Here is a 25,099-nt window from a genome sequence, read left to right as displayed (position 1 = left end):
TCCGGGCCTTTTGTTTGCGTGATCTGAACGGATCAGATCTTGAAATACTTCTCGCGCGCGGCGACGAAGCCCGCATCGGTGCCTTCGGTCTTTTGACGCACGATGTTCAGCGATTCGATGAAGCTTTCGGTGGTGCGCTTGACCAGCGGGTCGCTGCTGTCGCGCAGTTCGGTGATGATCTCGGCTGCGGCCTTGGCGGCGCCTTCAAGGATGCTGTCCGGGAAGGAGGAGTGCAGCGTCACACCGTGATCGTTCACCAGCGTTTGCAGCGCGCGCGGGTCATTCGCGGCGAAGTCGGCGGCGGTGTTGTCATATTCGGCGGCACAGCAGCTGCGCACGATCTCCTGAATGTTCGCGGGCAGGGCCTGGAACTTGGCCTTATCCACGACGAGTTCGGTCGCCAGACCCGGCTCGGTGAAGGAGGAGGTGTAGTAGTGCTTGCAGACCTGGTGGAAGCCGAGGGCCAGATCGTTGTAGGGGCCCACGAATTCGGCGGCATCGAGCGCGCCGGATTGCAGGGCTGCGAAGATCTCGCCGGCGGCCATGTTGGTCACGGATGCGCCGATCTTCTGCCAGACCTGACCACCCAGACCGGGGGTGCGGAAGCGCAGACCCTGCACGTCTTCGACGCCGGTCAGTTCGTTGCGGAACCAGCCGCCGGCCTGTGTGCCGGTGTCGCCCGACAGGAAGCCTTGCAGGCCGAACTGGTCATAGATCTCGTCCCAGAGTTCCTGACCGCCCATGTGGCGGACCCAGGCCGTCAGTTCGCGCGAGGTCATGCCGAAGGGCACGCCGGTGAAATAGGACAGGGCGACGGATTTGTTCTGCCAGTAGTAGGCGGCACCGTGGCTCATCTCGGCGGTCTGGTCGATGACGGCGTCCAGAGCTTGCAGCGGGGGGACCATTTCGCCGGCGGCGAAAAGCTGCACGGTCAGCGCGCCATCGGTGGCGGCAGTGATGCGGTCGGCCAGACGCTGCGCGCCGATTCCAAGGCCGGGGAAGTTCTTGGGCCATGTGGTGACCATGCGCCAGGTGATGTTGCCCTGTGCGATGGCGGGGGCGGCCAGGGTGCTTGCGGCGGCAGCGGTGCCACCCAGCGCCGAGGTTTTCAGAAATGAACGACGATCCATGATGTTACTCTCTCCCTATCAGGACACGGTCTCGTGACGTCCCGAGACCAAGGACGGGCCGTATATAGGCGACCAGCCGGGGGGACGCAATTCAACCCAGACGGTTTCTTCGCCTTGATCAGGGGGATAATTCTCAACCAGAGCGCGGGGTTGGTCCTTGACAGCGGGGATCAGCCGTCCAGCAGGGTCCGCAGCAGGGGATGGGGGAAGCTGCGCCGCGCGGTGACGGCGTAGAAGCCTTCGACGATGTCGAGCGCGAAGGGGGCGGATTGCAGAAGCCCTGCGCGGATCTCGTCGGTCAGAACGACGGCAGGGGCGATGGCGAGGCCCACATCCTCGCGCGCCAGAAGGCGGACCATGGCCATGTCGTCCACCTCGGCCACGATGCGGGCGGTGATGCCCAGCCGTGCGACAAGGCTGTCAAAGCCGCTGCGGATCGTGCTTTCGGATGGCAGGATGACAGGCTCATGCGTCAGCATCGCGGCCAGTGAGGGATGGTGCATGCGCGCGGGTGTGCCATAGAGCCCGATGGGCTGTTCGTCGAGGCGATGGGTGATGAGGTCCAGCCCGCCCTCGCGATGCGGCGGCTCGTTTGTCAGCACCACATCGAGCGCCAGATCGGCCAGCGCCTCCATCAGCACGGCATTGCTGCCGGACCGCAGGATGATCTCGGTCTCGCCGGAGGCGAGCGCGGGGCGCAGGAAGGCCAGCTGAAAGTTGCGCGAGAGCGTCGACTGGGCGCCGATGCGCAGGGTCTGGCGCGCCTCGCCCGTCTGGCGCAGGGTGGCGATCAGTTCCTCGCCCGCGCCGAAGATGCGGTCAGCGTGGTCGAGCGCGATCCGCCCCGCTTCGGTCAGAGTCAGCCGCCGCCCGGCACGGGTGAAGAGTGGATGGCCCAGCCGATCCTCCAACTGTTTGATCTGGATGGACAAAGCGGATTGCGACAGGTTCAGGCGCCCGGCTGCGCGGGTCAGATTTCCCTCATGCGCGACTTCGCGGAAATAGCGCAGATGATGATAGTTGAGATCAGCCATATATTTACTAAACAGAACGATATTGTAAAAACAATGAATTTTTTAAAGCAATCTGGCGATGTTACCTGAGGGCAGTTTCTTCAGGAGCAGATGACATGACATTTCTTCCCTACCTTGGCCCGCTTGTCCTTGCGCTGGTGGCCCTTGATCTGGTGCTGCGGCCGGTGGCGCGCGAGGGCGCGCGGCTGCGCCTGCCCGAAGCTGCGGCCTGCGTGGCGATCCTTGCGGCTGTCGGGGCCGCGGTGATGTTGGCGTTGCAGGGGCCGTCGACAGCCGGTCTGCCCGGTCCGCTGGGATTGGCGTTTTCCGTGCGGATCGACATCGTGTCGGTCGCGATGCTGGGCACGGTGTCCTTTGTGGGCTGGATCGTGCTGCGCTATGCGCGCACCGCCTTGGACGGCGAGGGCGGACAGGGGCATTTCATGGCGACGATGTCGGCCACGCTGGCGGCGGTGCTGCTGCTGGTGAGTGCGGGCAATCTGGTGCAACTGGTGCTGGCTTGGGCTGTGGTGGGCGTCGGGCTGCATCGTCTGTTGCTGTTCTATCCGGACCGGCCCCGCGCGCAGCGGGCGGCGCGGAAAAAGACCCTGAGCGGGATCGCGGGCACGACGGCCTTGCTGGTTGCGGCCGGGGTGCTGATCCACGGCTTCGGGACGGCCGATATCGGCGTGATCGCGGCGGCCGTGCAGGCGGGGCAGGTGCCGGGCACGCTGTGGCTGGCGGCGCTGCTGCTGGCGGTGGCGGCGGTGTTCAAGTCGGCGCTGATCCCGACGCATGGCTGGCTTACGGAAGTGATGGAGGCGCCGACGCCTGTATCCGCCCTGCTGCATGCAGGTGTGGTGAATGCGGGCGGCTTTCTGTTGATCCGCTTTGCCGATGTGTTGCTGGCGGCCCCCGGTGTGCTGGCGCTGTTGGCGCTGATCGGCGGGTTCAGCGCGCTGGTGGGCGCGGCGGTGGCGCTGACGCAGCCATCGGTCAAGACGGCGCTGGCCTGGTCCACCTGCGCGCAGATGGGGTTCATGGTCTTGCAGATCGGTCTGGCGCTGTTCCCGCTGGCCCTGCTGCATATCGTGGCCCATTCGCTTTACAAGGCGCATGCCTTTCTGGCTTCGGGCGGGGCGGTCGAGCAGGTGGCGCGCATCCGGCGACCCGGTCCGGTGGCGGTGCCTGATCTGCGCGCGGTGATGCGGGCCTTTGGGCTGGCGTTGGTGATCTATGGCGCGGTCGGGGTGCTGTTCGGGATCATGGACAAGCCGCCGCAGACCGTGGCGCTGGGGGCGATCCTGATCTTCGGGGTGGCCTATCTGATCGCGCAGGGTCTGGCGGATCTGGCGCCGTGGCCGCTGACGATCCGCACGGTGGCGATGTCGGGGGCGGCGACGGTGGCCTATTTCTCGCTGCAGACCGGGATCACGGCGCTGGCGGCGGGCACGCTGCCGCTGCCGCCGGCCCCTGATGGGTTGATCTGGGCGACGCTGGTGCTGGCGCTGGCCAGTTTCGGGCTGGCCTCGGTCGCGCAGGCGACTTTCCCGCTATGGGCGGGGCATCCGGCGGCCATGGGCCTGCGGGTGCATCTGATGAATGGACTTTACCTCAATGCGCTGACGGACCGGCTGATCGGTCAGTGGCGCGCGTCGAAAGGATGATGCCATGACGACCCCTTCGCAGCTTTTCACCGGGCCTCAGCTGGAAATCTTTGCCGCCGCGCATGAGGCCGCCACGCTGATCCCGCCCGCCTTTCCCTTGGCGGCGACGGTCGCGGTCAATCCCTTTCTGGGGCAGGCCGGGCAGGGGCGGGCGCAGACGGCGGCCCTTCTGGCGCGGGTGGCGGGTATCCGCATCTTCCGCGACCGGGCGGATTATGCCGCAGCTTTGGCCGAGGGCCGGATGGACCGGGCCACGCTGCAAGCCGCGGCGCAGGCGCGCGGTTTGCGCATGGCCGAAATCGAGGCCGCGTTGACGCGGCCCACGCCGCAGCCCGCGCCCTTGCCGACGGTGGCCGAACTGGCTGCGGCGCAGACGGGGCAGCGGTTGGCGGAACTGGTCGAGGACCGGATCGGGACATGGGCGGCGGCGCATTTCGATCAGGGGCAAGCCTTGTGGCCGGCACCGGATGGATCGGCCTATGCCTCATGGAAGGCCTTCGCGACCCGGGATCTTTTGCCGGGGATCGCGGGTCTGCCGGGGATATGCGGTCGCGTCGCGGCGCTGCCGCAGGACCCGCGCGCGGCCTTTGCCCAGGCCTGTCAGGCCCTGGGGGTGACGCCGTGGAACGCGCGGACCTATTTCCAGCGGCTGTTGATGGATTTGCAGGGCTGGGGGCAATATGCGCGGCATATCGACTGGCTGGCAGCGCGGGATGGCGGGCGCGACACGGTGCTGTTCGAGATGCTGGTGATCCGGATGATCTGGGACATGCTGCTGCTGGAGGCCCATGGCCCGCAATTGGCCAAAGGGTGGGAGGGGGCCTTGGTCCGCTTTGCAACCCCTGTGGTTCCCGATCAGGACGATCTGATCGACGAGGCGTTGCAGGATGCGCTGGAGCGGTCCGAGGAGGCGCGGCTTCTGTCGCGGTTGGCGGCGCAACCCAGCCCCGCGGTCGAGATGCCGCCCGCCATTCAGGCGGCCTTCTGCATCGACGTGCGGTCGGAAGTGTTCCGGCGCGCCTTGGAGGGGACGGATGCGGGCATCCAGACCATCGGTTTTGCCGGGTTCTTCGGGCTGGCGGCGGCGCATCGGGGCTTTGCCTCGGATGTGATCGAGGCGCGGGCGCCGGTTCTGCTCAAGCCCGGTGTCGCCACGGAATCGCGCGGCTGGGCGGATGATGATCTGGGCCAGCGGATCAGTGCCCGTGCCACGCGCGCCTGGGGACGGTTCCGCATGGCCTCGGTCTCGGCCTTTGCCTTTGTCGAGGCGGCGGGGCCGCTTTATGTGGGCAAGCTGCTGAAGGATACCGTGGCGCGGGCCAAGCCGGTGGCGCAGGACCCGGCCCCGGTGGCCGATCTGCCGCTGGCCGCGCAGGTCGATGCGGCGGCGGCGATCCTTGGGGCGATGTCGCTGACGACCGGGTTCGCACGGCTGGTGCTGATCGCGGGGCATGGTGCCGGGGTAACCAATGCGCCCCATGCCAGCGCGCTGCAATGCGGGGCCTGTGGCGGGCATGCGGGCGATGTGAACGCGCGGCTGCTGGCGGGGCTGCTGAACGATGATGCGGTGCGCGCGGGCTTGGTGGCGAAAGGGATCGAGGTTCCGCAGGAGACGCGCTTTGTCGCGGGGCTGCATGACACGGTGTCGGACAAGGTGACGCTGTTCGAGGATGCGCCCCTGCCGGAGCATGCCGCCGATCTGGCGCGGCTGCGGGTGGCGCTGGACCGGGCCGGGGCCATCGCGCGGACCGAGCGCGCCGCGCGGTTGCCACGGGCGCACAGTCCCGAGGCGATGGCCCTGCGCGGCGGTGACTGGTCGGAGCTGCGGCCGGAATGGGGTCTGGCGGGCTGTGCCGCCTTCATCGCGGCCCCGCGCGGCCATACGCTGCGCGTTGATCTGGGCGGGCGGGCCTTCCTGCATGATTATGACTGGCAGGCGGACACCGGCTTTGGCGTGCTGGAACTGATCATGACCGCGCCTGTGGTGGTGGCGAGCTGGATCTCGTTGCAGTATTACGGATCCTCGGTGGCACCCGCGGCTTATGGTGCGGGCAACAAGCTGCTGCATAACGTGACCGGCGGGATCGGGGTGATCGAGGGCAATGGCGGGATGCTGCGCGCGGGCCTGCCGTGGCAATCGGTGCATGACGGCGAGATGTTGCGCCACGACCCGCTGCGGCTGACCGTGATGATCGAGGCCCCGGTTGCGGCGATTTCGGACATTCTGGAGCGTCATCCCGGCGTGAAGGCGCTGTTCGACAATGGCTGGCTGGCGCTGATCGCATCGGATGCGGCCGAGGGCGCCGTGCGCCGCTATGAGGCGGGCGGATGGACCCTGCTGGCGCATGGCACGGGGCTGTCGCAGGCGGCGTGACGCAAAGCCCCGTCGCGCCTGAACCGCCCCCTGAGCAGTTGTGAGTATTTGGGGAACGGTGAAGGGGGCGCGGCGGGTTTCGCCCTAGCGGGGGGCGAGGGTCGGCCAGTCTTGCAGGAGGCCGTCGCGGGTCAGGATGCCGGGGGACACGGTCCTGCGGTGGCTGGCCTGTGTGAGGCGGACGAAGATCACGCTCTGGTCGGCCTGCGTCGCCCAGCCGACATACCAGCCCCAGCCCCGCGCATAGTCAAAGCTGCGATCCGCACGGCGGGGATAGGCGGTGCCGGTCTTGCCGTGCAGGTTCCAGCCCGCGCTTTGATGGGTTTCAAGCAGGGCGCGGCTTTGGGCCATGGCGGCGCGCGTCACGGGCAGGGCGTCGCGCAGAAGCGCGCGCAGGAAGGCGGCTTGCTCGCGTGGAGAGATGGTCAGGGAGGAGGCGATCCACGCCCGCTCCAGCCCGTTGTCGAAACCGGGATCACCGGAGAGATCGGCATTGCCATAGCCGAAGTCCTGCGCGTAGCGGGTGAGGCTGTCGGCGCCCATCGCGCGGGTCAGGCGTTGCGAATACCAGACCACCGAATGACGCATCCAGTCGGCGGGGGATGTGTCACGCATCCACAGCGCGCCGCCCCAGTCCGGGTCGCCGGGGCGAAAGGACAGGATGGGGCTGTCGGGGCTGGTCAGCACTCCTGCGTCGAAGGCCATGACGGCGAGCGGGATCTTGAAGGTCGAGGCCGGGGTGACGCGGGTGGCGCAATCGCCCTGCTCCAGCAGGGTGGCGCCTGTCTGCGCGTCTGTCAGAAGCGTGCAGAGGGTGCTGGCCTGTGTGGGCAGGGGCGCGGTTGCCCAGAGGATGAGGGCGATGACTGTAGCCGCTGCGCGCATGGCGACCCTCCTGTTGATGAGCCGTGTCGGATGGCGGGCAAGGCGCGGGCCGTCCATCGGTGGCTAAGGCGCGAAGCGCAACCATTGCCCGCCCGGCTGTTCGCGTCTGTCGAAGTGGTAGGGCACGGCATCCCAGCACATGACGGTGTCGGACAGGTTGTCAAGAACCCAGGTGCCGGCATCGGTTTCGACCAAGAGGACGGCATGGGGGAAATGCCGCGTTTCGTGCTGGACGATGGCCATTGTGAGGGAGGCGCTGGGCAGTCCGGACTGGACAAGGCGGTGGCGTTTTTCCAGAGCGAAGTCTTCGCAGTCACCTTGGCAGTCATGCGGCAGATCCCAGTCTTCCTCGATCCCGCGATCAGGGTCCGGAACCAGATCAATGTCGCTGTTGACCGCCGCGGTCACGCTGGACAACAGGCGGATCAGGGCGGGGTTGAAGGGCAGGACGGCCGCGCCCGTCAGGGCACATTCGGACGGGTGGTCGGTGCAGAACCTGACATATTGGGAGGGAGGGGGATCGACGCGCAGGACCGGGATGGCAAGGGTGGTGCAAGGGGTTTGTGCAGGCGCATTCCCCGACAGGAAGGCTGCGACGAGCCCCGCCATCGTCATTGCCATCGGATTGGTGGGGCGGCGCATCTTGGCTTTGATCTCTGTCGGCACGCCGGAAGCTTACGCCCGGATCGGTCCGGTCACAACGTCTTGTCGGTGCTGTGACCGTTGCAGGGCGCGGGCTCAGTCGTAACGCAGGTCGCGGGCCTTGCCGCGGAAGATGTAATAGGCGAGCGCCGAATAGGCCGCGATGATCGGGAAGACGACCAATGCGCCGATCAGGATGATGAAGAGGCTCTCGGGCGCGGAGGCGGCCTCGTAGATGGTCAGCCTTTCGGGCACCACATAGGGGTAGAAGGAATAGGCCAGCCCCGTGAAGGCCAGCACGAAGAGCACGCTGGCCCCCGCGAAGGGCAGCCATGCGAAGCTGTCATTCGCGGTGGGCAGGCGGCGCAGCACGACCCAGATCGCCACGATGACGGCGACGGACATCAGGGGCAGGGGGGCGAGGAGGAAGAATTCTGGCACGGAGAACCACCGCTCCCAGATGCGGGCGCTGACCAACGGGGTGGCCAGAGAAATGGCCCCCACGCCCAGGATCACGCCCCAGATGCCGCCGCGCGCCCATGACACGGCTTTCCTTTGCAGGCTGCCTTCGGTCTTGAGGATCAGCCAGCAGGCGCCGATGAAGCTGTAGCCCACGGTCAGGAACACGCCCGAGAGCAGCGCGAAGCCATGCGCGGCGAGGCTGTGTTCCAGACCCATCACGTAAAAGCCCAGCATGTAGCCCTGCGCCATAGAGGTCATGATCGAGCCTGCGAAGAAGGCGATATTCCATGCGTTCTTCTTGGGCAGGGCGACTTTGGCGCGGAACTCGAAGGCGGTGCCGCGCAGGATCAGGCCGATCAGCATGATCGCGACGGGCAGGTAGAGCGCGGTCAGGATCGCGCCATGCGCCGCCGGGAAGGCCACCAGCAGGATGCCGACGGCCATCACCAGCCATGTCTCGTTCGCGTCCCAGAAGGGGCCGATCGAGGCGACCATGCGGTCTTTCTGGGCCTCATCCGCCAGAGGGGTGAGGATGCCCACGCCCAGATCGAAGCCGTCGAGGACGACATAGATCAGGATCGAGAGGCCCATCAGGGCGGCGAAGATCACGGGCAGGGTGAGGGTCTGATCGCCAAGCATGTCGGTCATGGGGGTCACTCCGCCGGGATGGACTGGATGGCGCCGCTGACCGGGCGGCCAGCTTCGACGGTGGACTGGCCCTTGGCCTTGCGCCGGGCCAGATAGACCAGCACGCCGATATAGGCGACCAGCAGCGCGGCGTAGATCACCAGATAGGCGACCAGGGTCGAGGCGACCAGCGCGGGGGGCACGTCACCCACCGCCGCATCAGTGCTGAGGACACCGGTGACGAGCCAGGGCTGGCGGCCGATCTCGGTCGTGTACCAGCCCGCGAGGGTGGCGAGCCAGCCCGAGAAGGCCATGGGCAGGAAGGCCCAGAGCACGGGGCGGGGCAGCCCCTCGATGCCACGGCCACGGCGCATGAAGAAGAGGGCGGCCCATGACAGCACGAGCATCGCCATGCCGGTGCCGACCATCACGCGGAAGGACCAGAAGACGGCTGTGACGGGCGGGTGCAGGACGGTGCCATCTTCGGCCACGAAATCGTTGAGGCCCGGCACCTCGCCATCCAGACGGTGGGTCAGGATCAGGCTGGCGCCCGAGGGGATGCCGATCTCGAAGCGGTTCATCCGCGCCTCCTCGTCGGGCAGGGCGAAAAGGAGCAGCGGCACATTGCCCCGCGTCTCCCAGTTGCCCTCCATCGCGGCGACCTTGGCGGGCTGGTATTCCAGCGTGTTCAAGCCGTGCATGTCTCCGGCATAGATCTGCACGGGGATCAGGGCCGCGCCCATGATGGCACCCAGCCGCAGGGATTTGCGCACCTCGGCACCGCGATCCCCCATTACCCAGCGCAGGGCCGAGATCCCGGCGATGAGGAAGCCGACGGTGAGGCCGGAGGCCAAGAGCACATGCACAAGCCGGTAGGGCATCGAGGGGTTGAAGATGATGGCGAACCAGTCCGTCGCATGGGCGACGCCGTCGCGCATCTCGAAGCCTTGCGGCGTGTGCATCCAGCTGTTGAGGACCAGAATCCAGAAGGTGGACATGGTGGTGCCCACGGCGACCAGAACGGTGGCCCCGGTATGCGCCCATCCGGGCACGCGGCTGAAGCCGAAGAGCATGATGCCGAGGAACACGGCCTCCATGAAGAAGGCGGTCATGATCTCATAGGCCAAGAGCGGCCCTGCGATATTGCCCACGCTTTCCATGAAGCCGGGCCAGTTGGTGCCGAACTGGAAGGACATGGTGATGCCCGAGACGACGCCCATGGCGAAGGAGAGGGCAAAGACCTTGACCCAGAAGAAATAGGCCTCCATCCACACCGCATCCCCGGTGCGGGCATAGCGCCATTTGAAAAAGACCAGCACCCAGCCCAAGGCGATGGTGATCGTGGGAAAGAGGATGTGGAACGAGATGTTGGCCGCGAATTGAATCCGCGACAGCAAGAGGGTGTCCATCATCTCCATGTCGTTGCTCCTTCGGGCCAGAGTGGCCCGCCTTGAAAGAAGGCCCGGTCGGGGGCCCTGAAACCGTCATGTCGCGGGACCGGCGCAAAACCGCTGCCTCGTCGCGACTTGAAAAGCTACATATGGCGCGTTCCTTTTCTGAGGATGCGGCAGGAGGGCGCAGGACGGTCGATTTTCGGGGCTGGGCCGCGCCATTGGCAAAACTTGGGCTGCGACGGGAAATCCATAATCTTGGATTATAATTGTGATGAGAAAATGCAACTTAAACTAATGGCTTTGTTTTGTTAGAACAGTTCCAGTTTCCCGGAGGAGGAAGGCTCATGTGACGGGCGGGCATGCCCTTGTCACAAAGACGCGCCACTTGTGGGACACCCCTTTGAACCAACAAAAATCGGAGAGAAACATGGACGGAAATGACATCGGCAAATGCCCGGTCATGCATGCGGCGGTCAACCCGAACGCAACGCACAAGGGCCGCACGAATCGCGAGTGGTGGCCGAATTCGCTGAATCTTAAGATCCTGAGTCAGCATTCCGCCAAGGTCGATCCGATGGGCGAGGCGTTCAACTACGCCGAGGAATTCAAGAAGCTGGACCTCAAGGCGCTGAAGAAGGATCTGGCGGCGCTGATGACCGACAGCAAGGAATGGTGGCCGGCGGATTGGGGCCATTACGGCGGTCTGTTCATCCGCATGGCATGGCACAGCGCAGGCACCTATCGCACCGCTGACGGGCGCGGGGGCGGCGGCACCGGGTCGCAGCGTTTTGCGCCCACCAACAGCTGGCCGGACAATGCCAACCTGGACAAGGCGCGCCGCCTGCTGTGGCCGATCAAGCAGAAATACGGCAACCAGATCTCCTGGGCTGACCTTTACATCCTGGCGGGCAACGTCGCGATGGAGACGATGGGCTTCAAGTGCTTTGGTTTTGGCGGCGGTCGTGCCGACATCTGGGAGCCGGAAGAGGACATCTATTGGGGCAAGGAAGACAGCTGGCTGGGTGACATGCGCTACACCGGCGAGCGCGAGCTGGAAAACCCGCTGGCCGCCGTGCAGATGGGCCTGATCTACGTCAACCCCGAAGGTCCGAATGGCAACCCCGATCCGGTGGCCTCGGGCAAGGACGTGCGCGAGACTTTTGCGCGGATGGCGATGAATGACTATGAGACCGTGGCGCTGGTGGCCGGTGGGCACACCTTCGGCAAGTCGCATGGCGCGGGTGACGCGGCGCTTGTCGGCCCGGAGCCGGAAGCGGCCCCGATGCACCAGATGGGTCTGGGCTGGATCAGCACCCATGGCAGCGGCAAGGGCGGCGACACGATCACGTCCGGGATCGAGGGCGCGTGGAAGCCGAACCCGACGACATGGGACATGGGCTATTTCAAGGTGCTGTTCAAATATGACTGGCAACTGGTGAAAAGCCCCGCGGGCGCGCATCAATGGCAGCCGATCAACTGCGAGGAAGAGGACATGGTCGTGGATGCGCACGATCCGTCCAAGAAGCACCCGCCGATGATGACGACGGCCGACATGTCGCTGAAGATGGACCCGATCTATGAGCCGATCTCGCGCCATTTCCATGAGAACCCGGAGGAGTTCGCCGATGCCTATGCGCGTGCGTGGTTCAAGCTGACCCACCGCGACATGGGGCCGAAGGCGCGCTATCTGGGCGAGGAAGTGCCGGCAGAGGACCTGATCTGGCAGGACCCGATCCCGGCCGTGGATCATCCGCTGGTGGATGCGGGCGATATCGCGTCGCTCAAGGCCAAGCTGCTGGCCTCGGGTCTGTCGGTGCAGGATCTGGTGATGACGGCATGGGCCTCGGCCTCGTCTTTCCGTGGGTCGGACATGCGCGGCGGGGCCAATGGCGCCCGTGTGCGTCTGGCACCGCAGAAGGATTGGGCGGCGAACCAGCCTGCCGAACTGTCCCGCGTGCTGGGCGTGCTGGAGGGGATCCAGTCCGCGTTCAACGCGGCGGCCACGGGTGGCAAGAAGATCTCGCTGGCCGATCTGATCGTGCTGGGCGGTGTCGCCGCCATCGAAAAGGCCGCCAAGGATGCGGGGCATCGCGTCGATGTGCCCTTCACCCCCGGCCGGATGGATGCCAGCCAGGAGCAGACTGATGTGGAAGGCTTTGAGGTGATGGAGCCCATCGCCGACGGTTTCCGCAACTATGCCAAGGACATCTACACCGTCCCGGCCGAGGCTTTGCTGATCGACAAGGCACAGTTGCTGACGCTGACGGCACCCGAGATGACCGTGCTGGTCGGCGGGATGCGGGCGCTGGGCGCGACCCATGGTGGCACCAAGCATGGCGTATTCACCACCCGTCCGGGGCAGTTGACGAATGATTTCTTCGTCAATCTGGTGGATATGGACACCGCATGGCAGCCCGTCGACAAGGAGGAGCAGCTGTTCGAGGGGCGCGACCGCAAGACCGGTGCCGTCAAATGGACCGGCACCCGCGTCGATCTGGCCTTCGGGGCCAATTCGCAGCTGCGCGCCCTGTCCGAGCTTTATGCGCAGGATGACGCGAAGGACAAGTTCGTCCGCGATTTCGTGGCGGCCTGGACCAAGGTGATGAACGCGGATCGTTTCGATCTGGCCTGATCCGGCGTGATGCCGCGGGGGCATCCCTTGCGGCATGGTGACAGACAAGGGGGCGGCGCGTTGACCTTTGGTTGGCGCGCCGTTCCTGTTTCGGGGTGACCCCTGTCGCGGCGGCGTGTGGCGGCGGCTGTCATGACCGGTGCAAAGGCTTTACCCCGCAAGCCGTCCGGTAGTATGTGAGGTCAGGGTGGTTCGCATGGACCGGACCTCAGGATCCCGGGGGCAGGAGAGACGATGGCGCGCGACAATCAGGAACGGTTCCGGGACCTTGCGGCCCGGATCTCCGATCTTGCGCCTTACGGTGTCTTTCTGACCTTTGTCGGAGCCTTGAACCTGTTGCCTTACGGGCTGCGGGTCAGGCTGGGCGGATTTGTGTTTGCGCGGGTGGTGGCGCCTCTGGCCGGCTATCGTGCGCGGATCGAGGATAATCTGCGGCTGATCTTTCCCGCCATGACCGAGGCGCAGCGCGCCGCCGTGACCGCCGCTACGGCGCGGAACATCGGGCGGATGGCGATGGAACTGCTGTCGCCCAAGGGGCTGCGGGAGCGGGCGCTGGCCGCCCCCGTGACCGGGCCGGGCTGGGAGGCCATGCAGGAGGCCAAGGCGCAGAACCGGCCCATCATTCTGGTTTCGGGGCATTTCGGCAATTACGACGTGATCCGCGCGGGCACCATTGCGCATGGGTTCCGGGTGGGGGGCATCTACCGCGCGCTGAACAACCCGTATTTCAACCGGTATTATCTGCGCAATATCAGCACCATCGGCACGCCGCTGTTCGAGCGGGGCCGTCGCGGCATCGGCGAGATGGTGCGATTTCTGCGCGGGGGCGGCACGGTGGCGATGCTGATTGATCAGCATATGCACAAGGGCGAGCCGCTGGATTTCATGGGGCAAACCGCGATGACGGCCTTGTCTGCCGCCGAGATGGCGTTGAAATATGATGCGCTGCTGGTGCCCTGCTATGGGATCCGCCGCAAGGACGGGCTGACCTTCGATGCGGTGTTCGAGGCCCCTGTGCCCCATACCACGCCGGTCGAGATGACGCAGGCGTTGAACAACAGTCTGCAAGCGCGGATCGAGCAGAATATCGACCAGTGGTTCTGGATCCATCGCCGCTGGAAGGGCGGCGCGCCGGATGTCTGACCGGGGCCGAGGATGAGCGGGCTGCGCGACAGGCTGCATAATTTCTGGGTAGATCAGGGCTTTGTGCGCCTGTTCTGGAGCAATGCCGCCCAGATCGCGCCGGGGGTTTACCGGTCGAACCAGCCCGACCGGCGGCGTCTGGCGCGGATGAAGGCGCAGGGTCTGACCTCGGTGCTGTATCTGCGGGGCAGCGACGGATCAGCGCCTTACCGGGCCGAGGAACGGGCCTGCGCGGCGCTGGGTCTGCACTTCCACAGCTTCAACATGAGCGCGCATCGCCTGCCGCCGCGCGAACGGATTCTGGCGCTGATCGCCCTGTTCCGGCGGATTGAAAAGCCGTTTTTGCTGCATTGCCGCGCCGGGGCGGATCGCACCGGGCTGGCGAGTGCCATCTATCTGCTGGCCATCGAGGGGCGCAGCGTGGAGCAGGCCAAGGCGATGTTGTCGGCGCGGTTCGGGCATTGGAGCTGGTCCTCGACCGGGGTGCTGGACCAGATGCTGCATGCTTATGCGGCGGATCAGCGGGGCAGCGGGATCGGGTTCGAGGATTGGGTGCGCGGGGTCTATGACCCGGTGGCGATCACCGCGGCTTTCGATGCCATGGGTCTGGGCGAGCGGATCAGACAGACGCGCGGCTGAAGCGCAGGGTGTTTTCGTCAAAGCGCAGGCCGATCCGGCCCGCCATCTTGTGAAAGCTGCGGATCAGCGCGATCCGGTTCAGGCGGGTGGATGCCGAGCGGAAGGGGATGGCGTGAATATCGCCGAAGCCGTCGATCAGCACCAGTTGCGGCTGCCCCCCACGTTGGCCCAAGGCGATGTTGGCGGCTGTCATGTCGCCCGCGACGATGCCTTGGGCGAACATGCGCGCGGCGAATTGATCCAGCAGGGCGATCGTCTGCGCGTCAAGCGGGCCTGCGGCGGCCAAGGATTTCAGGGTGCGCCCCAGCGCCTCACCCGGCAGGGCGATGCGTTCCACCGCCAGAACCGGGCCGATGTCGGAGTCGCAAAAACCGTAAAGGTTTGGGATGGGCAGATCATCCGTCGGTGTGCCGGACAGGCGCGCGCTATTATAGCAGTCGCTTTCCTTGAAGAACGGATGCCAGAGCGTGCGGGGGGCCAGTTTCAGCATCAGGCGGCGGAAATTGCGCAGATCGGCAAGGGTCAGACGAATGGCTGCGCCTTCGGGCAGGCCCAATGCCGCGTGGAGAGATTTGGAGGCCTTGAACAGAAGATCCGGAAAATCGGGGTGGTCATAGACCAGCCGGTCCTGTCCGTTGGCCACCGGCCCGCGTGCCGCCAGTGCCAGAGGGGCTGCCGGAAAGGCCATCGCGGCTGGCACGGCTGCGTCCGTCATGCGCCGCCCTGCCGGCTGTCGGGCAACGATCCCGCGCGGTGCCCTTCGAGCAGGGCGCCCCAGTCGGGATCGGTCCAGTGCAGGTCGGGCACCTTGCCCTTTTCCTTGATGAGCGAGCGTTCCAGCCGTTGCAGGTTTTCTTGTATCCAGCGGCCCTGCGGGCGGCGTTCGCATTTGTCGAAGTCGATCAGCCAGATCCGGCCATCCGTATCCAGCAGGATATTGCGGCAGTTCAGGTCCGAGTGATGCACGCCCAGACGGTGCATCCGGGCGATGACGGCCCCGATCCGCATCCAGTCGGCCACGGGCAAGGCCCCTTCGGCCAACAGGTCGGCCAGTGGCCTTGTGTCGGGGATGCGCTCCATCAGCAGATCGGCACGGTAGAAAAGCCATGCGGGGCTGTAGCGCGCGGCCACGGGGCGCGGCACCGGCAGACCCTGCGCGTGCATCCAGTCGAGCAGGGAGAATTCCCGCATCGCGCGGCTGTTCTCGACCGGCTCGCGCCAGTAGCGGTCCTTGATGACGCGTCCGACCATGCCGCCGCGCCAGTAGTGACGCAGCACCATGTCGCGGCCCTGATGCCGCAGGAACCATGCTGTGTTGCGCCCGGTGGAGGTGCCCGTCAGGTGCCCCGTCCGTTCCAGCCAGGCCGGGTCGAACAGGCCCGGTTCCACCGCAGGCAGAAGGGTGGCGTCATGCCAGATCACGCTGGCGCCGATATGTGCTGTGCGGATGTCGGCCATGCCTTGCGCCTTGTGCCTCAGCGCCACAGCTCGTCGACCCAGGCGACCGGCAACACCCGGCGATACCATTTCCCGCTGCGCCCGATGATGGCGTCGGGGGGGTTGGGCTTGCCGTGGAACACGACGACCTTGGCGCCCTCGGGGATGCGGGCGGGTTTGAAGAAGCCCATGATGCCGGGGTGCATGCAGTGGCGTTTGAAGCTGACGCACCAGCCCTTGGGCCAGTAGGTCATCTTGCCCTGGCGCGAGAAATAGGTGGTGACGAATTCCTGCTCGTTGCGGTAATCGGCCTGCGCGGAGTCGAGCGATTTGGCCAGATAGGCGATCAGGTCGCCATGCGCGCCTGCGGTATAGCGGAAGACGGAGGTATTGCCCGTCTCGTCGCGCTTGTCCCATTCCTTGATGACGATGAAGTCACCCGGCGGGTCGAAGAAGGCATCCAGCGGGCCGGTGATGACGATATCCACGTCCAGAAACAGCGTGGGGCCGGTCAGGTCATAGAGCGGGGCGGCAAAGACCGTGACCTTGAGCCAGCCATGCAGGCGTGTCCAGCCGGTGGCCGCGTCGAATTCGGGGATGCCGATGGCGGGCAGGGGATGGGTTTCGATCGCAGGATCGATGCCGGTGGTGTCATCGGTCAGGCAGACGAAGCGGTAGGGCCGCGACATGTTGCGCCGCACCATCGAGGCCAGCTTGTTCACATAGTCGGGGCCATATTTCGTGCCCCATTTCACGCAGAGGATATTGACGGGTTCCATCGCCTTGCCTTTGGGCCAGCCCCAGGCAACGCGCCGGGCCGATTGTCGGCCTGCAACCTGTCAGGTCTTGGGCGCCGTTGCAAGTGTGGCAGGGCCGCGCGCCACCTGTCGGCACGCCCGCGCCACCTTGCCCCGGCAGGGCGATTGGGGCAGTGTCCGGCGGATGACTTTGTGTGCGCAGGATCGGCAGGGGACAGGCAGGATGACCAGTGGGCAGGATTGGGTGACGATCGTCACCGTTTCCTACAACAGCGAAAGCGTGCTGCCGGTCATGCTGTCCTCGGTCCCGGAGGGCGCGCGGGTGATCATTGTGGACAATGCCTCGAACGACCGTGCCTTGTTGCACAAGATTGCATCGCAGCACGGGGCGCGGGTGATCGAGATGGAGCGCAATGCGGGATTTGGCGTGGCCTGCAATGCGGGTGCGGCAGCGGCCGAAACCGAGTATCTGCTGTTTCTGAATCCGGACGCGGCCTTGCAACCCGGCGCGCTTGACGCGTTGCGCGGGGCGGCGGGGCGGCATCCTGCGGCGGCCGCCTTCAACCCGCGCATCACGCATGAGGATGGATCGGTCCATTTCAAACGGCGCAGCAACCTTTTGCCGCGTCGCGCATGGCTGCCGCGCGGCTGGCCCGTTCAGGAAGGTGAGGTGCCGGTTCTGGTGGGATCGGCCATTTTCATGACAAAGGCCAATTTTCAGGCCGTGGGCGGGTTCGATCCTCATATTTTCCTGTATTACGAGGATGATGACCTGTCCTTGCGGCTGCGCAAGGAGATCGGCCCGCTGATCTTCGTGCCGGGGGCAGAGGTGATGCACCGGGGAGGCGCGTCCTCGGTCCGGTCGGTGGCGGTGGCGCGGATCAAGGGGCATCATCTGGGCCGCTCTCGCGTCTATGCGGCGGTCAAGCATGGTGTGCGCTGGGGACGGTTGGCCGCGCTGCGGGACGCGGTTCTGGCTGCGCTGTCGCCGCTGGTGCTTGTCTCGGCCCGCAAACGCGCCAAGGACTGGGCGCGGCTGCGGGCGACGATCCGGGGCTGTTTCAACCCGACGGCCGATTGACATGATTTGCGACAGAACAGGACAGAACACATGACCATCACCACGGCGATCATCGGATTGGGTATCATGGGGCGGCGGATGTTGGAGCATATGCTGAAGCATCCGTCCTATGATCCGGCGTTTCTGTGGGATCCGAATCCGGCCAACATGGCGCTGGCGCGCGAGATGGCGCCGGGGGCGATCTTTGCGCAGAGTGCCGAGGCGGCGATGGCGGGGGCGGATCTGGTCTATCTGGCCTGTCCGCCGGGGCCGCGCAGGGAGTATGCCTTGGCGGCGGCGGCGCAGGGCAAGGCGCTGTTTCTGGAGAAACCTCTGGGTGTGGATATTGCGGCGAGTGCCGATCTGGTGGAACGGATCGCGGCGGCGGGCGTGCCTGCGGCGGTGAATTTCACCCAAGCCGCAGGGGCGGCGCTGACGGATGTGGCGGCCGATGCGCGATCCGGGCAGATGGGCGCGCTGGCCGGTGTTGATATCGTTGTGACATACGGAGCATGGCCACGCGCATGGCAAATGGGGGCGGAATGGCTGCGTTTTCGGGATGAAGGCGGGATGACGCGCGAGGTGATCTCGCATTTCCTGTTCTTCTCGGAGCGGATTCTGGGGCCGTTGTCGCTGGTCTGGGCAAGGCCAAGCTATCCCGCAGATCCCAAGCTGTGCGAAACGCATATGCTGGCGCGGCTGGAGAATGCGGATGGTTTGCCGGTTTCGGTGCTGGCCTCGGTGGGCGGGGCACAGCCGGACCGGCAGGAGGTCACGGTGAAGGGAACACAGCGAAGCCACCGGACCGCGGATTTCTATGCGGTGTCCACCTCGGACGGGGGCGCGTTCCAGCGCGTGACGCCGGAAGGGATCGACCCGCGCAGCACCAGTCTGCGCGCGCAGCTGGATGATCTGGAGGCGATGATCGCGGGGCGTCCGCATCGTCTGGCCACGCTGGAGGAGGCGTTGCGGGTGCAGCGGTTGATCGAGGGGATGCTGGCAGGCACATCCTGAACGGGGCCTCTTGATCCTGTCGCGTGGCCGTGGAAGCCTGCGCGCAAAAGATCAGGGAGGATCACCATGACCGACGCGCGCCCCATCCTGTGGGAGCCTGATGCTGCCCGTGCCGAGGCGTCAACATTGGCGCAGTTCATCCGTTGGCTGAAGGCCGAGCGCGGGCTGGCGTTTGCGGATTATCACGCACTGTGGGACTGGTCGGTCACGGATCTGGAGGGGTTCTGGACGGCGATCATCGGGTTTTTCGATCTGCCCGTATCGGGGTGGTCCGAGGTCTTGCCGGAGCGGAAAATGCCCGGCGCGGAGTGGTTTGCCGGGGCCGAGACGAATTTCGCGCGCCAGATGCTGCGCCATGCGGTGACGCGGCCGGATGATGTGGCGGTGATCCTGCAATCCGAAACCTTCGGGCGGCACGAGGTCACATGGGGCCAGTTGCACGCGCGCGTGGGCGCGGCGCAGGCAGCGTTGCGGGACATGGGGGTGGGGCAGGGTGACCGGGTGGTTGCTGTGCTGCCCAATGCGGTCGAGGCTTTGGTGGCCTTTCTTGCCACCGCCTCGCTGGGGGCGGTGTGGTCGCTCTGTGCGCCGGATATGGGGCATGTGGCGATATTGGACCGGTTCCGGCAGATCGAACCCAAGGTGCTGATCGCGCAGGATGGCTATGTCCATGCGGGCAAGCGGATGGACCGGCGCGCGGTGCTGGAGGGGATCGCGGCGGGTCTGCCCACGCTGGCGCATCGGGTGATGGTGCCGGCGTTGTTCGATCTGCCCGAAGGCTGGACCGATTGGGCCGTGATGGAGGCGGCGCCGCAGGTGCCCGCCTTCGTCCCGGTGCCTTTTTCGCATCCGGTTTGGATCGTCTATTCCTCGGGGACCACGGGCAATCCCAAGCCGATCGTGCATGGGCATGGGGGCGTGCTGCTGGAGGGGGCCAAGCAATCGTTGCATCAGGACCTGAGCGCGCGGGACCGGTTCTGCTGGCTGACCTCATCGGGCTGGATCATGTGGAACGCGCAATGGGCGGCGCTGGGGCAGGGGGCGGTGGTGGCCCTGTTCGATGCCGCCCCGCATCACCCCGACATGCTGGAGGCGTGGCGGTTGGTGGCGCGGGAAGGGCTGACTTATTTCGGGGCGGGTGCGGCGTTTTTCATGGGCTGTCAGAAGGCGGGTGTCCGGCCCGGTGAAGCCCTTGATCTGTCGGCGCTGCGGTCCATCGGGGCGACGGGATCGCCGCTGAGTCAGGAGGGCTATGACTGGGTCTATGGTCAGGTGAAGCGCGATGTCTGGCTGGCGCCGATTTCAGGGGGCACGGATCTGGCGGGGGCCTTTGTCTGCGGCAATCCGATGATGCCGGTGCGGGCAGGCGAGATGCAGTGCCGCGCGCTGGGCAATGCGGTGCGCGCCTTTGACGAGGGCGGGCGCGAGGTCGTGGGGCAGGTGGGGGAATTGGTCTGCACCGAACCCTTGCCGTCGATGCCGCTGTATTTCTGGGGCGATGAGGACGGGTCGCGGCTGCATGAGAGTTACTTTGACACCTATCCCGGCATCTGGCGGCATGGCGACTGGATCGAGTTCACGCCGGAGGGCGGATCGGTGATCTATGGCCGGTCGGATGCGACGATCAACCGGCGCGGGCTGCGGCTGGGCAGTTCCGAGATCTACCGCGCGGTCGAGGGGCTGGATGCGGTGCTGGACAGTCTGGTGATCGATCTGGAGTTTCTGGGGCGCGAGAGTTTCATGCCGCTGTTCGTGGTGCTGCGCGAGGGCGTGGCCTTGGACGATGCCCTGCGCGGCCAGATCCGCGATGCAATCCGGCACGCGGTTTCGGCGCGGTTCCTGCCGGATGAGATCGTGCAGGTGGCCGAGGTGCCGCGCACGCTGTCGGGCAAGAAGCTGGAAGTGCCGGTGAAGAAGCTGCTGCTGGGCGGCGATCCGGCGCGGGTGGTCAATCGCGATTCCATGGCGAACCCTGACAGTTTCGATGCCTTCATCGCCTATGCGGCGGCGCGCGCGGCCTGATACTTTCTGCGCCTTGCCCAAAATGAAACCGCGCCGGAGTGATCCGGCGCGGTTGTGTCTTTCGGGCCTGCCCGTGTCAGAAGCTGAGGGCGAGGCTGCGGTGATTGGCGGTGCAACTGGCCAGAAACAGGGCCTGTTCGCGTGTCAGGCGTTGTTCGTAGCGCACACCCATCGTGGCCCGCGTGTCGTCGAGGAAAGCCTGCAGGCCGGGCAGAACCGACGCCTCGGCGGCGTTGCGCCAGCCCGCCTGCGCCTCATACTCGGCGAGGGCGCTGTCGAACTCCTCCAGAGCTTCGGCGCGGTTGTCCGGGTCGCGTTCCAGAACGCGGCGCGCGGCCCCCAGATCCGAGCGGATGTCGCCGGCCCCTTCGATGTCGCGGAACTGGTTCGCCAGCGCATCGAGAGCCGTGGCCGTCGCGGCAGGATCGCCGTTTTCGACATCGGCGCGCAGGGCGCGGAGCGGATCGCCAAGGGCGTTGAAGGCGGCGTTGCCCCGCAGGACGGCTGCGACCTCGGCCACGGCCTCGTAGGTGCTGTCACCGATGCGACGGGTGGCCAGACGGGCCTTTTCCTCGTCATCGGTGAGCGCCTTGAAGGTGTCGTGGATGGGGTCCCATGTTTCGGGGATCTGGGCTTCGAGGGCGGCGATGGCCGCTTCCAGTTCGGCCTTGCGCTCTTCCAGCACGAGCACACGGCTTTCGCTGGCAGCTTCGCGGACGCGGCCCATCTCGGTGTTGATGTCGGCCAGATCCTCCTGATGGTTGCGGATACGCTTTTCGATGTCGCGGACCCGTTCCAGATACGGGCGATATTCCCCCGCTGCGGCCTGCACGGCGGCTGCCTTTTCCGGGATCAGGGCCGCTGCTTGCGGGAAGTCGGCGGCATCCTCGGCGGCGCTGCGGAGATCGCGCGCCAGATCATCCGGCAGGGCCGACAGGTCCAGACCGCCCAATGCCGCGATGGCCCGTTCCGTGCGCCCGCCATCCGATTGCAAGCCCGCCTGCACATAGTCGTCCATGCAATATTGCAGGCGCGGGTTGCGCGGCGGCGGCGAGGTTTCGGACAGGTAGCTGGACCGGTTGGGCACATAGTTCACCAAGGGCGGATAAAGGCCCACGATGAGCAGCGCGATCAATTGCAGGGTGATGAAGGCCACGACGCCCTTGTAGATCTGCATCGTCTTGACCGCCGCAGGTGCCACACCGCGCAGGTAGAACAGTGCAAAACCGAAAGGTGGCGTCAGGAAGGAGGTCTGGATGTTCAGGCCGATCATCACGCCCAGCCAGACGGCGGTGATGTTGGCCGTGGGATCGGCCAGCAGGATCGGGGCCACGATGGGCACCACGACGACGGCGATCTCGATGAAGTCCAGAAAGAACCCAAGGAAGAAGATCACCAACATCACGATCAGGAACTGGGTCCAGAACCCGCCCGGCAGGCCGGTCAGGAAGTCGCGGACCAGTTCCTCGCCGCCGAAGGCGCGGAAGGCGGCGGTCAGCATGGCCGCGCCCAGCAGGATCACGAAGACAAGCGAGGTCGTCTTGGCCGTTTCCAGCATCACACCGGTCAGCGTGTCGTCGATGCGCATCACGCGGATGCCCGACCAGATCAGCGAGACGATCATCAGCAGGGTGCCGAAGGCGCCGATGTAGAGCCCCGTCATGTCCTCGGGCGTGGTCGCGGCCTTGAGGTTCATCGGGTAATTGGCCAGCGCGAAGGCGATCACGCCCAGCCCGACCAAGGCCAGGATCGCCGGCACATAGGTGCGTTTGCCGCTGGTGTTCAGCCGGTAGCCGGCCATGATCATGGCGCCTGCGGCCCCGATGGCCCCGGCCTGGTTCACGGTGGCGATGCCCGCGATGATGGAGCCCAGCACGAGGAAGATCAGGGTCAGCGGCGGGACCAGGGTCAGTGCGACATTGCCCCAGAAGGCCAGGCTCATCTCTTCATCCCGCGGCACCGAGGGGGCCTTCTTGGGATTGATCAGCGCATAGACCAGAATGTAGAGCATGTAGATCAGCACCAGCAGGAAACCCGGCACCAGAGCCCCGAGGAACATCTCGCCTGCGCTGGTTGAGGACACGTCGAAGACCGAGGGCATCTGCAATTCGCCCGTGGCTTCCTTGTGCAGAAGCTTGCGCGCCGTGGACGCCTGATCCGTGGCCGAGGCCAGCTGATCGGCCAGAATGATCAGCACGATGGAGGGTGGAATGATCTGCCCCAGCGTGCCCGAGGCGGCGATGGTGCCGGAGGCCAGCGAGGGCGAATAGTTGTTGCGCAGCATCGCGGGCAGCGAGATCAGACCCATCGCCACCACGGTGGCGCCCACGATCCCGGTGGTGGCGGCCAGAAGCGCACCCACGAAGACGACGGAGATGCCAAGGCCGCCCGGCACCGGGCCGAAAAGCTGCGCCATGGTGACCAGAAGGTCCTCGGCGATCTTGGAGCGCTGGAGCATGATGCCCATGAAGATGAACAGCGGAATGGCAATCAGCGTATCCCTGTCCACCTCCCAGTAGACACCTCGGAGGTTGGTGACCCCCGCCGACAGCCATTGCTGCGGCCCGCCCGAGTGGAAATAGGCATCCGTGCCGCCGCCGAAGAAATATCCTGCCCCGGCCGCCAGAGCGATGGTGACGATCGCGGCCCCCGGAAGGGCGAAGGCCACCGGATAGCCCGAGCCAAGGGCCCAGGCCATGATCAGCAGCAGGATCGCGAGAAAGAGAAGCTCCATGGTCAGACCTCAGTGCGCAATGGGTTGATGCTCGCGATGTCCAGGTTCGTCCCGGATATCCGCCACTGCTTCGAACAGGTAGCTCACGAACTGGATGATCATGGTGATCGCGAAAATGGCCAGAAACGCAGCCATCTGGTATTTGATGAACATGCCGACAGCGCCGGTCTGGGTGATCTCGAAATTGGCCACGGGGGCGTTGATGATCGCGGTTTTCCCGTTCAGGCCGATGGCGAGGATCACGGCGCAGGTGGTGACACCCAGCAGGATCGAGCCCCAGGCGTTGACCACACCGCGCTTGCGCGTGCTGAAGCCGGAATAGAACACGTCGACGCGGACATGGCCTTCGTCGAACAGCGTATAGGCCGAGGCGAAGAGGAACAGCGCCGCATACCAGTAGCGCACCAGATCGCCCATCAGCGCCTGTTCATAGGAAAAGACGAAGCGCAGGAACACGATCAGCAGTTCGGCCACCACGATCAGCAGCGTCAGCCATGTGAAGCCCAGCGTGCGGGTGAACAGCGCCACGACAAAGCCAAGCGCCACGAGCGGCATGTGGATATAGGGTCCGACATAGGCGGATCGTCCCAGCGCGCGGCTGGTGTCTTCGGAGAAGAACAACGTCAGCATGTTCTCGACCCGCATTTGTGCGATGGCCGCATCGACAATGCCCACGAAGAGGACGGACCAGAAACAGGCGCGGATCAGATAGAGGTTGAAGCGGTGCAACCGCCGCCCGTCCGTGCGCAGCGCAGTGGTGCCGGTGGACAGCACATAGAAGGCACCAAGCCCGAGGCAGACGGCATAGATCAGGATCGGGACGATCGCCCCGCTGGCCGCCCTGCCGCCGATGGCTTCGGCCAGCGTGGGTGTGCCATAGCCGATATTGACCGCATTGTTGATGAGAAAGGCCGACATAATGGCCAGAATGGTCCAGCCCAGCAGGCGTATGCCCGGTGCCGATCTTGCATGGCCCCCGGCCTGCGCGGCCGTGATCGATTGTGCCATGATGTCCCCCGTTCACGTTACTGTCGTCCCGCGTCTCCGGCCACCCCCCAAGGATGCGCCGCCGCAGGTCTCATTCGCGCGACAAGCGGGGCGCATTGCTGAGCCCCGCTTGCCTTCAGGTCAGAGTGATGCCTTAGCCAAGGCCGAGGATACGGTTGCGCTGGTTCAGGAAGTTGCCTTCGAACTGTGCGATCGTGCCGCCGATTTCCTTGAGCTTGGCCTGGAAGTTGTCGTCGACGCGCTTGGCCAGATCCGAATGGTCGCGGACTTCTTCGAAGACCTCTGCCGCCGCTTCACCGAAGGCGTCCCAGACGTCGTCGTTGAAGGCTTTGACCTGTGAACTTGATCGCTACTTGGCGGTCTTTTTTGAGCGTTAATTGGCGTTTCCGATGACGAGGGTCTGAGCGGCGGCCTCTACCACATCTTCGGTGATTGCGGCCATTTCGTTGATGCGGGCG

Annotated in this window: 20 protein-coding genes; 9 read left to right on the top strand and 11 right to left on the bottom strand. The window is 65.6% G+C overall.

The window, feature by feature from the left end; translation table 11 throughout:
• Positions 1-32: 32 nt before the first annotated feature.
• Positions 33-1,130: a TRAP transporter substrate-binding protein gene (locus PVW27_RS17140; protein ID WP_274559871.1), complete on the bottom strand. Its 1,098-nt coding sequence runs from the start codon at positions 1,128-1,130 to the stop codon at positions 33-35.
• 170 nt (positions 1,131-1,300) lie between these two features.
• Positions 1,301-2,164: a LysR family transcriptional regulator gene (locus tag PVW27_RS17135; protein WP_274559869.1), complete on the bottom strand. Its 864-nt coding sequence runs from the start codon at positions 2,162-2,164 to the stop codon at positions 1,301-1,303.
• 95 nt (positions 2,165-2,259) lie between these two features.
• Between PVW27_RS17135 and PVW27_RS17130 the strand changes: the two genes are divergently transcribed.
• Positions 2,260-3,810 (top strand): proton-conducting transporter transmembrane domain-containing protein, encoded by a 1,551-nt coding sequence (locus PVW27_RS17130; RefSeq protein ID WP_274559867.1) that lies wholly within the window; start codon positions 2,260-2,262, stop codon positions 3,808-3,810.
• A 4-nt stretch (positions 3,811-3,814) separates the two neighbouring features.
• Positions 3,815-6,184 carry a YbcC family protein gene (locus PVW27_RS17125; protein WP_274559865.1) on the top strand — a complete coding sequence of 790 codons (2,370 nt, stop codon included), beginning with the start codon at positions 3,815-3,817 and terminating at the stop codon, positions 6,182-6,184.
• 84 nt (positions 6,185-6,268) lie between these two features.
• Here PVW27_RS17125 and blaOXA read toward each other — a convergent pair whose 3' ends face one another.
• From blaOXA to PVW27_RS17105, 4 genes are all read right to left on the bottom strand, one after another.
• Entirely contained in the window at positions 6,269-7,069 is an 801-nt protein-coding gene (gene blaOXA, locus PVW27_RS17120) for a class D beta-lactamase (protein ID WP_274559863.1), read from the bottom strand.
• 63 nt (positions 7,070-7,132) lie between these two features.
• Positions 7,133-7,735, bottom strand: coding sequence for a transglutaminase-like cysteine peptidase (locus tag PVW27_RS17115; protein ID WP_274559862.1), 603 nt, complete (start codon positions 7,733-7,735; stop codon positions 7,133-7,135).
• Positions 7,736-7,807: 72 nt separating this feature from the next.
• Positions 7,808-8,821: a cytochrome d ubiquinol oxidase subunit II gene (locus tag PVW27_RS17110; RefSeq protein ID WP_432762092.1), complete on the bottom strand. Its 1,014-nt coding sequence runs from the start codon at positions 8,819-8,821 to the stop codon at positions 7,808-7,810.
• Positions 8,822-8,826: 5 nt separating this feature from the next.
• Positions 8,827-10,218 (bottom strand): cytochrome ubiquinol oxidase subunit I, encoded by a 1,392-nt coding sequence (locus PVW27_RS17105; protein ID WP_274559860.1) that lies wholly within the window; start codon positions 10,216-10,218, stop codon positions 8,827-8,829.
• Between the two features lie 403 nt (positions 10,219-10,621).
• Here PVW27_RS17105 and katG point away from each other — a divergent pair, with 403 nt between their 5' ends.
• The 3 genes from katG to PVW27_RS17090 all read left to right on the top strand — a co-directional run bounded on the left by katG (position 10,622) and on the right by PVW27_RS17090 (position 14,608).
• Positions 10,622-12,826: a catalase/peroxidase HPI gene (katG, locus tag PVW27_RS17100; protein WP_274559858.1), complete on the top strand. Its 2,205-nt coding sequence runs from the start codon at positions 10,622-10,624 to the stop codon at positions 12,824-12,826.
• A gap of 234 nt (positions 12,827-13,060) precedes the next feature.
• Entirely contained in the window at positions 13,061-13,969 is a 909-nt protein-coding gene (locus PVW27_RS17095; RefSeq protein WP_274559856.1) for a lysophospholipid acyltransferase family protein, read from the top strand.
• 12 nt (positions 13,970-13,981) lie between these two features.
• Positions 13,982-14,608 (top strand): tyrosine-protein phosphatase, encoded by a 627-nt coding sequence (locus tag PVW27_RS17090; protein WP_274559854.1) that lies wholly within the window; start codon positions 13,982-13,984, stop codon positions 14,606-14,608.
• Here PVW27_RS17090 and PVW27_RS17085 read toward each other — a convergent pair.
• The 3 genes from PVW27_RS17085 to PVW27_RS17075 are packed head-to-tail and all read right to left on the bottom strand — an operon-like array spanning position 14,589 to position 16,824.
• Positions 14,589-15,323, bottom strand: a complete 735-nt coding sequence (locus PVW27_RS17085; RefSeq protein WP_274559852.1) for a YrbL family protein — start codon at positions 15,321-15,323, stop codon at positions 14,589-14,591. The genes PVW27_RS17090 and PVW27_RS17085 overlap by 20 nt on opposite strands.
• On the bottom strand, positions 15,320-16,066 hold the full coding sequence (locus PVW27_RS17080; protein ID WP_274559850.1) for a 3-deoxy-D-manno-octulosonic acid kinase: 747 nt from the start codon (positions 16,064-16,066) through the stop codon (positions 15,320-15,322). The genes PVW27_RS17085 and PVW27_RS17080 overlap by 4 nt, the downstream gene beginning before the upstream one ends.
• Positions 16,067-16,083: 17 nt before the next feature.
• Positions 16,084-16,824 (bottom strand): hypothetical protein, encoded by a 741-nt coding sequence (locus PVW27_RS17075; RefSeq protein ID WP_274559848.1) that lies wholly within the window; start codon positions 16,822-16,824, stop codon positions 16,084-16,086.
• 202 nt (positions 16,825-17,026) lie between these two features.
• On the opposite strand from PVW27_RS17075, the gene PVW27_RS17070 reads away from it, so the two are divergent.
• The 3 genes from PVW27_RS17070 (at position 17,027) to PVW27_RS17060 (ending at position 20,899) form a co-directional block, all read left to right on the top strand.
• Positions 17,027-17,884, top strand: coding sequence for a glycosyltransferase family 2 protein (locus PVW27_RS17070; RefSeq protein ID WP_274559846.1), 858 nt, complete (start codon positions 17,027-17,029; stop codon positions 17,882-17,884).
• A gap of 30 nt (positions 17,885-17,914) precedes the next feature.
• The gene (locus PVW27_RS17065) at positions 17,915-18,877 is read left to right on the top strand and encodes a Gfo/Idh/MocA family protein (RefSeq protein WP_274559844.1); all 963 of its coding nucleotides are present in this window, start codon (positions 17,915-17,917) and stop codon (positions 18,875-18,877) included.
• Positions 18,878-18,943: 66 nt separating this feature from the next.
• The gene (locus tag PVW27_RS17060) at positions 18,944-20,899 is read left to right on the top strand and encodes an acetoacetate--CoA ligase (protein WP_274559843.1); all 1,956 of its coding nucleotides are present in this window, start codon (positions 18,944-18,946) and stop codon (positions 20,897-20,899) included.
• Between the two features lie 76 nt (positions 20,900-20,975).
• Here the strand turns inward: PVW27_RS17060 and PVW27_RS17055 are convergent, their stop codons facing one another.
• Positions 20,976-23,633: a TRAP transporter large permease gene (locus PVW27_RS17055; protein WP_274559841.1), complete on the bottom strand. Its 2,658-nt coding sequence runs from the start codon at positions 23,631-23,633 to the stop codon at positions 20,976-20,978.
• Positions 23,634-23,642: 9 nt separating this feature from the next.
• Positions 23,643-24,641 carry a TRAP transporter small permease subunit gene (locus PVW27_RS17050; RefSeq protein WP_274559839.1) on the bottom strand — a complete coding sequence of 333 codons (999 nt, stop codon included), beginning with the start codon at positions 24,639-24,641 and terminating at the stop codon, positions 23,643-23,645.
• Here PVW27_RS17050 and PVW27_RS17045 point away from each other — a divergent pair.
• Positions 24,640-24,981 (top strand): hypothetical protein, encoded by a 342-nt coding sequence (locus PVW27_RS17045; RefSeq protein ID WP_274559837.1) that lies wholly within the window; start codon positions 24,640-24,642, stop codon positions 24,979-24,981. The two genes, PVW27_RS17050 and PVW27_RS17045, sit on opposite strands and share 2 nt — an antisense overlap.
• Positions 24,982-25,099: the final 118 nt, after the last annotated feature.

Origin of the sequence: Seohaeicola sp. 4SK31, from assembly GCF_028802875.1 — a bacterium.
In the GTDB taxonomy this organism is placed as follows: Bacteria; Pseudomonadota; Alphaproteobacteria; order Rhodobacterales; family Rhodobacteraceae; genus Seohaeicola.
This window is presented reverse-complemented; position numbering and strand designations above follow the sequence as displayed.

Bases quoted from the DNA above. Each gene is read 5' to 3' on its own strand.
- PVW27_RS17140 (WP_274559871.1), bottom strand. From the start codon at position 1,130: ATGGATCGTCGTTCATTTCTGAAAACCTCGGCGCTGGGTGGCACCGCT.
- PVW27_RS17135 (WP_274559869.1), bottom strand. From the start codon at position 2,164: ATGGCTGATCTCAACTATCATCATCTGCGCTATTTCCGCGAAGTCGCG.
- PVW27_RS17130 (WP_274559867.1), top strand. From the start codon at position 2,260: ATGACATTTCTTCCCTACCTTGGCCCGCTTGTCCTTGCGCTGGTGGCC.
- PVW27_RS17125 (WP_274559865.1), top strand. From the start codon at position 3,815: ATGACGACCCCTTCGCAGCTTTTCACCGGGCCTCAGCTGGAAATCTTT.
- blaOXA (WP_274559863.1), bottom strand. From the start codon at position 7,069: ATGCGCGCAGCGGCTACAGTCATCGCCCTCATCCTCTGGGCAACCGCG.
- PVW27_RS17110 (WP_432762092.1), bottom strand. From the start codon at position 8,821: ATGACCGACATGCTTGGCGATCAGACCCTCACCCTGCCCGTGATCTTC.
- PVW27_RS17105 (WP_274559860.1), bottom strand. From the start codon at position 10,218: ATGGAGATGATGGACACCCTCTTGCTGTCGCGGATTCAATTCGCGGCC.
- katG (WP_274559858.1), top strand. From the start codon at position 10,622: ATGGACGGAAATGACATCGGCAAATGCCCGGTCATGCATGCGGCGGTC.
- PVW27_RS17095 (WP_274559856.1), top strand. From the start codon at position 13,061: ATGGCGCGCGACAATCAGGAACGGTTCCGGGACCTTGCGGCCCGGATC.
- PVW27_RS17090 (WP_274559854.1), top strand. From the start codon at position 13,982: ATGAGCGGGCTGCGCGACAGGCTGCATAATTTCTGGGTAGATCAGGGC.
- PVW27_RS17085 (WP_274559852.1), bottom strand. From the start codon at position 15,323: ATGACGGACGCAGCCGTGCCAGCCGCGATGGCCTTTCCGGCAGCCCCT.
- PVW27_RS17080 (WP_274559850.1), bottom strand. From the start codon at position 16,066: ATGGCCGACATCCGCACAGCACATATCGGCGCCAGCGTGATCTGGCAT.
- PVW27_RS17075 (WP_274559848.1), bottom strand. From the start codon at position 16,824: ATGGAACCCGTCAATATCCTCTGCGTGAAATGGGGCACGAAATATGGC.
- PVW27_RS17070 (WP_274559846.1), top strand. From the start codon at position 17,027: ATGACCAGTGGGCAGGATTGGGTGACGATCGTCACCGTTTCCTACAAC.
- PVW27_RS17065 (WP_274559844.1), top strand. From the start codon at position 17,915: ATGACCATCACCACGGCGATCATCGGATTGGGTATCATGGGGCGGCGG.
- PVW27_RS17060 (WP_274559843.1), top strand. From the start codon at position 18,944: ATGACCGACGCGCGCCCCATCCTGTGGGAGCCTGATGCTGCCCGTGCC.
- PVW27_RS17055 (WP_274559841.1), bottom strand. From the start codon at position 23,633: ATGGAGCTTCTCTTTCTCGCGATCCTGCTGCTGATCATGGCCTGGGCC.
- PVW27_RS17045 (WP_274559837.1), top strand. From the start codon at position 24,640: ATGATGTCCCCCGTTCACGTTACTGTCGTCCCGCGTCTCCGGCCACCC.
- PVW27_RS17050 (WP_274559839.1), bottom strand. From the start codon at position 24,641: ATGGCACAATCGATCACGGCCGCGCAGGCCGGGGGCCATGCAAGATCG.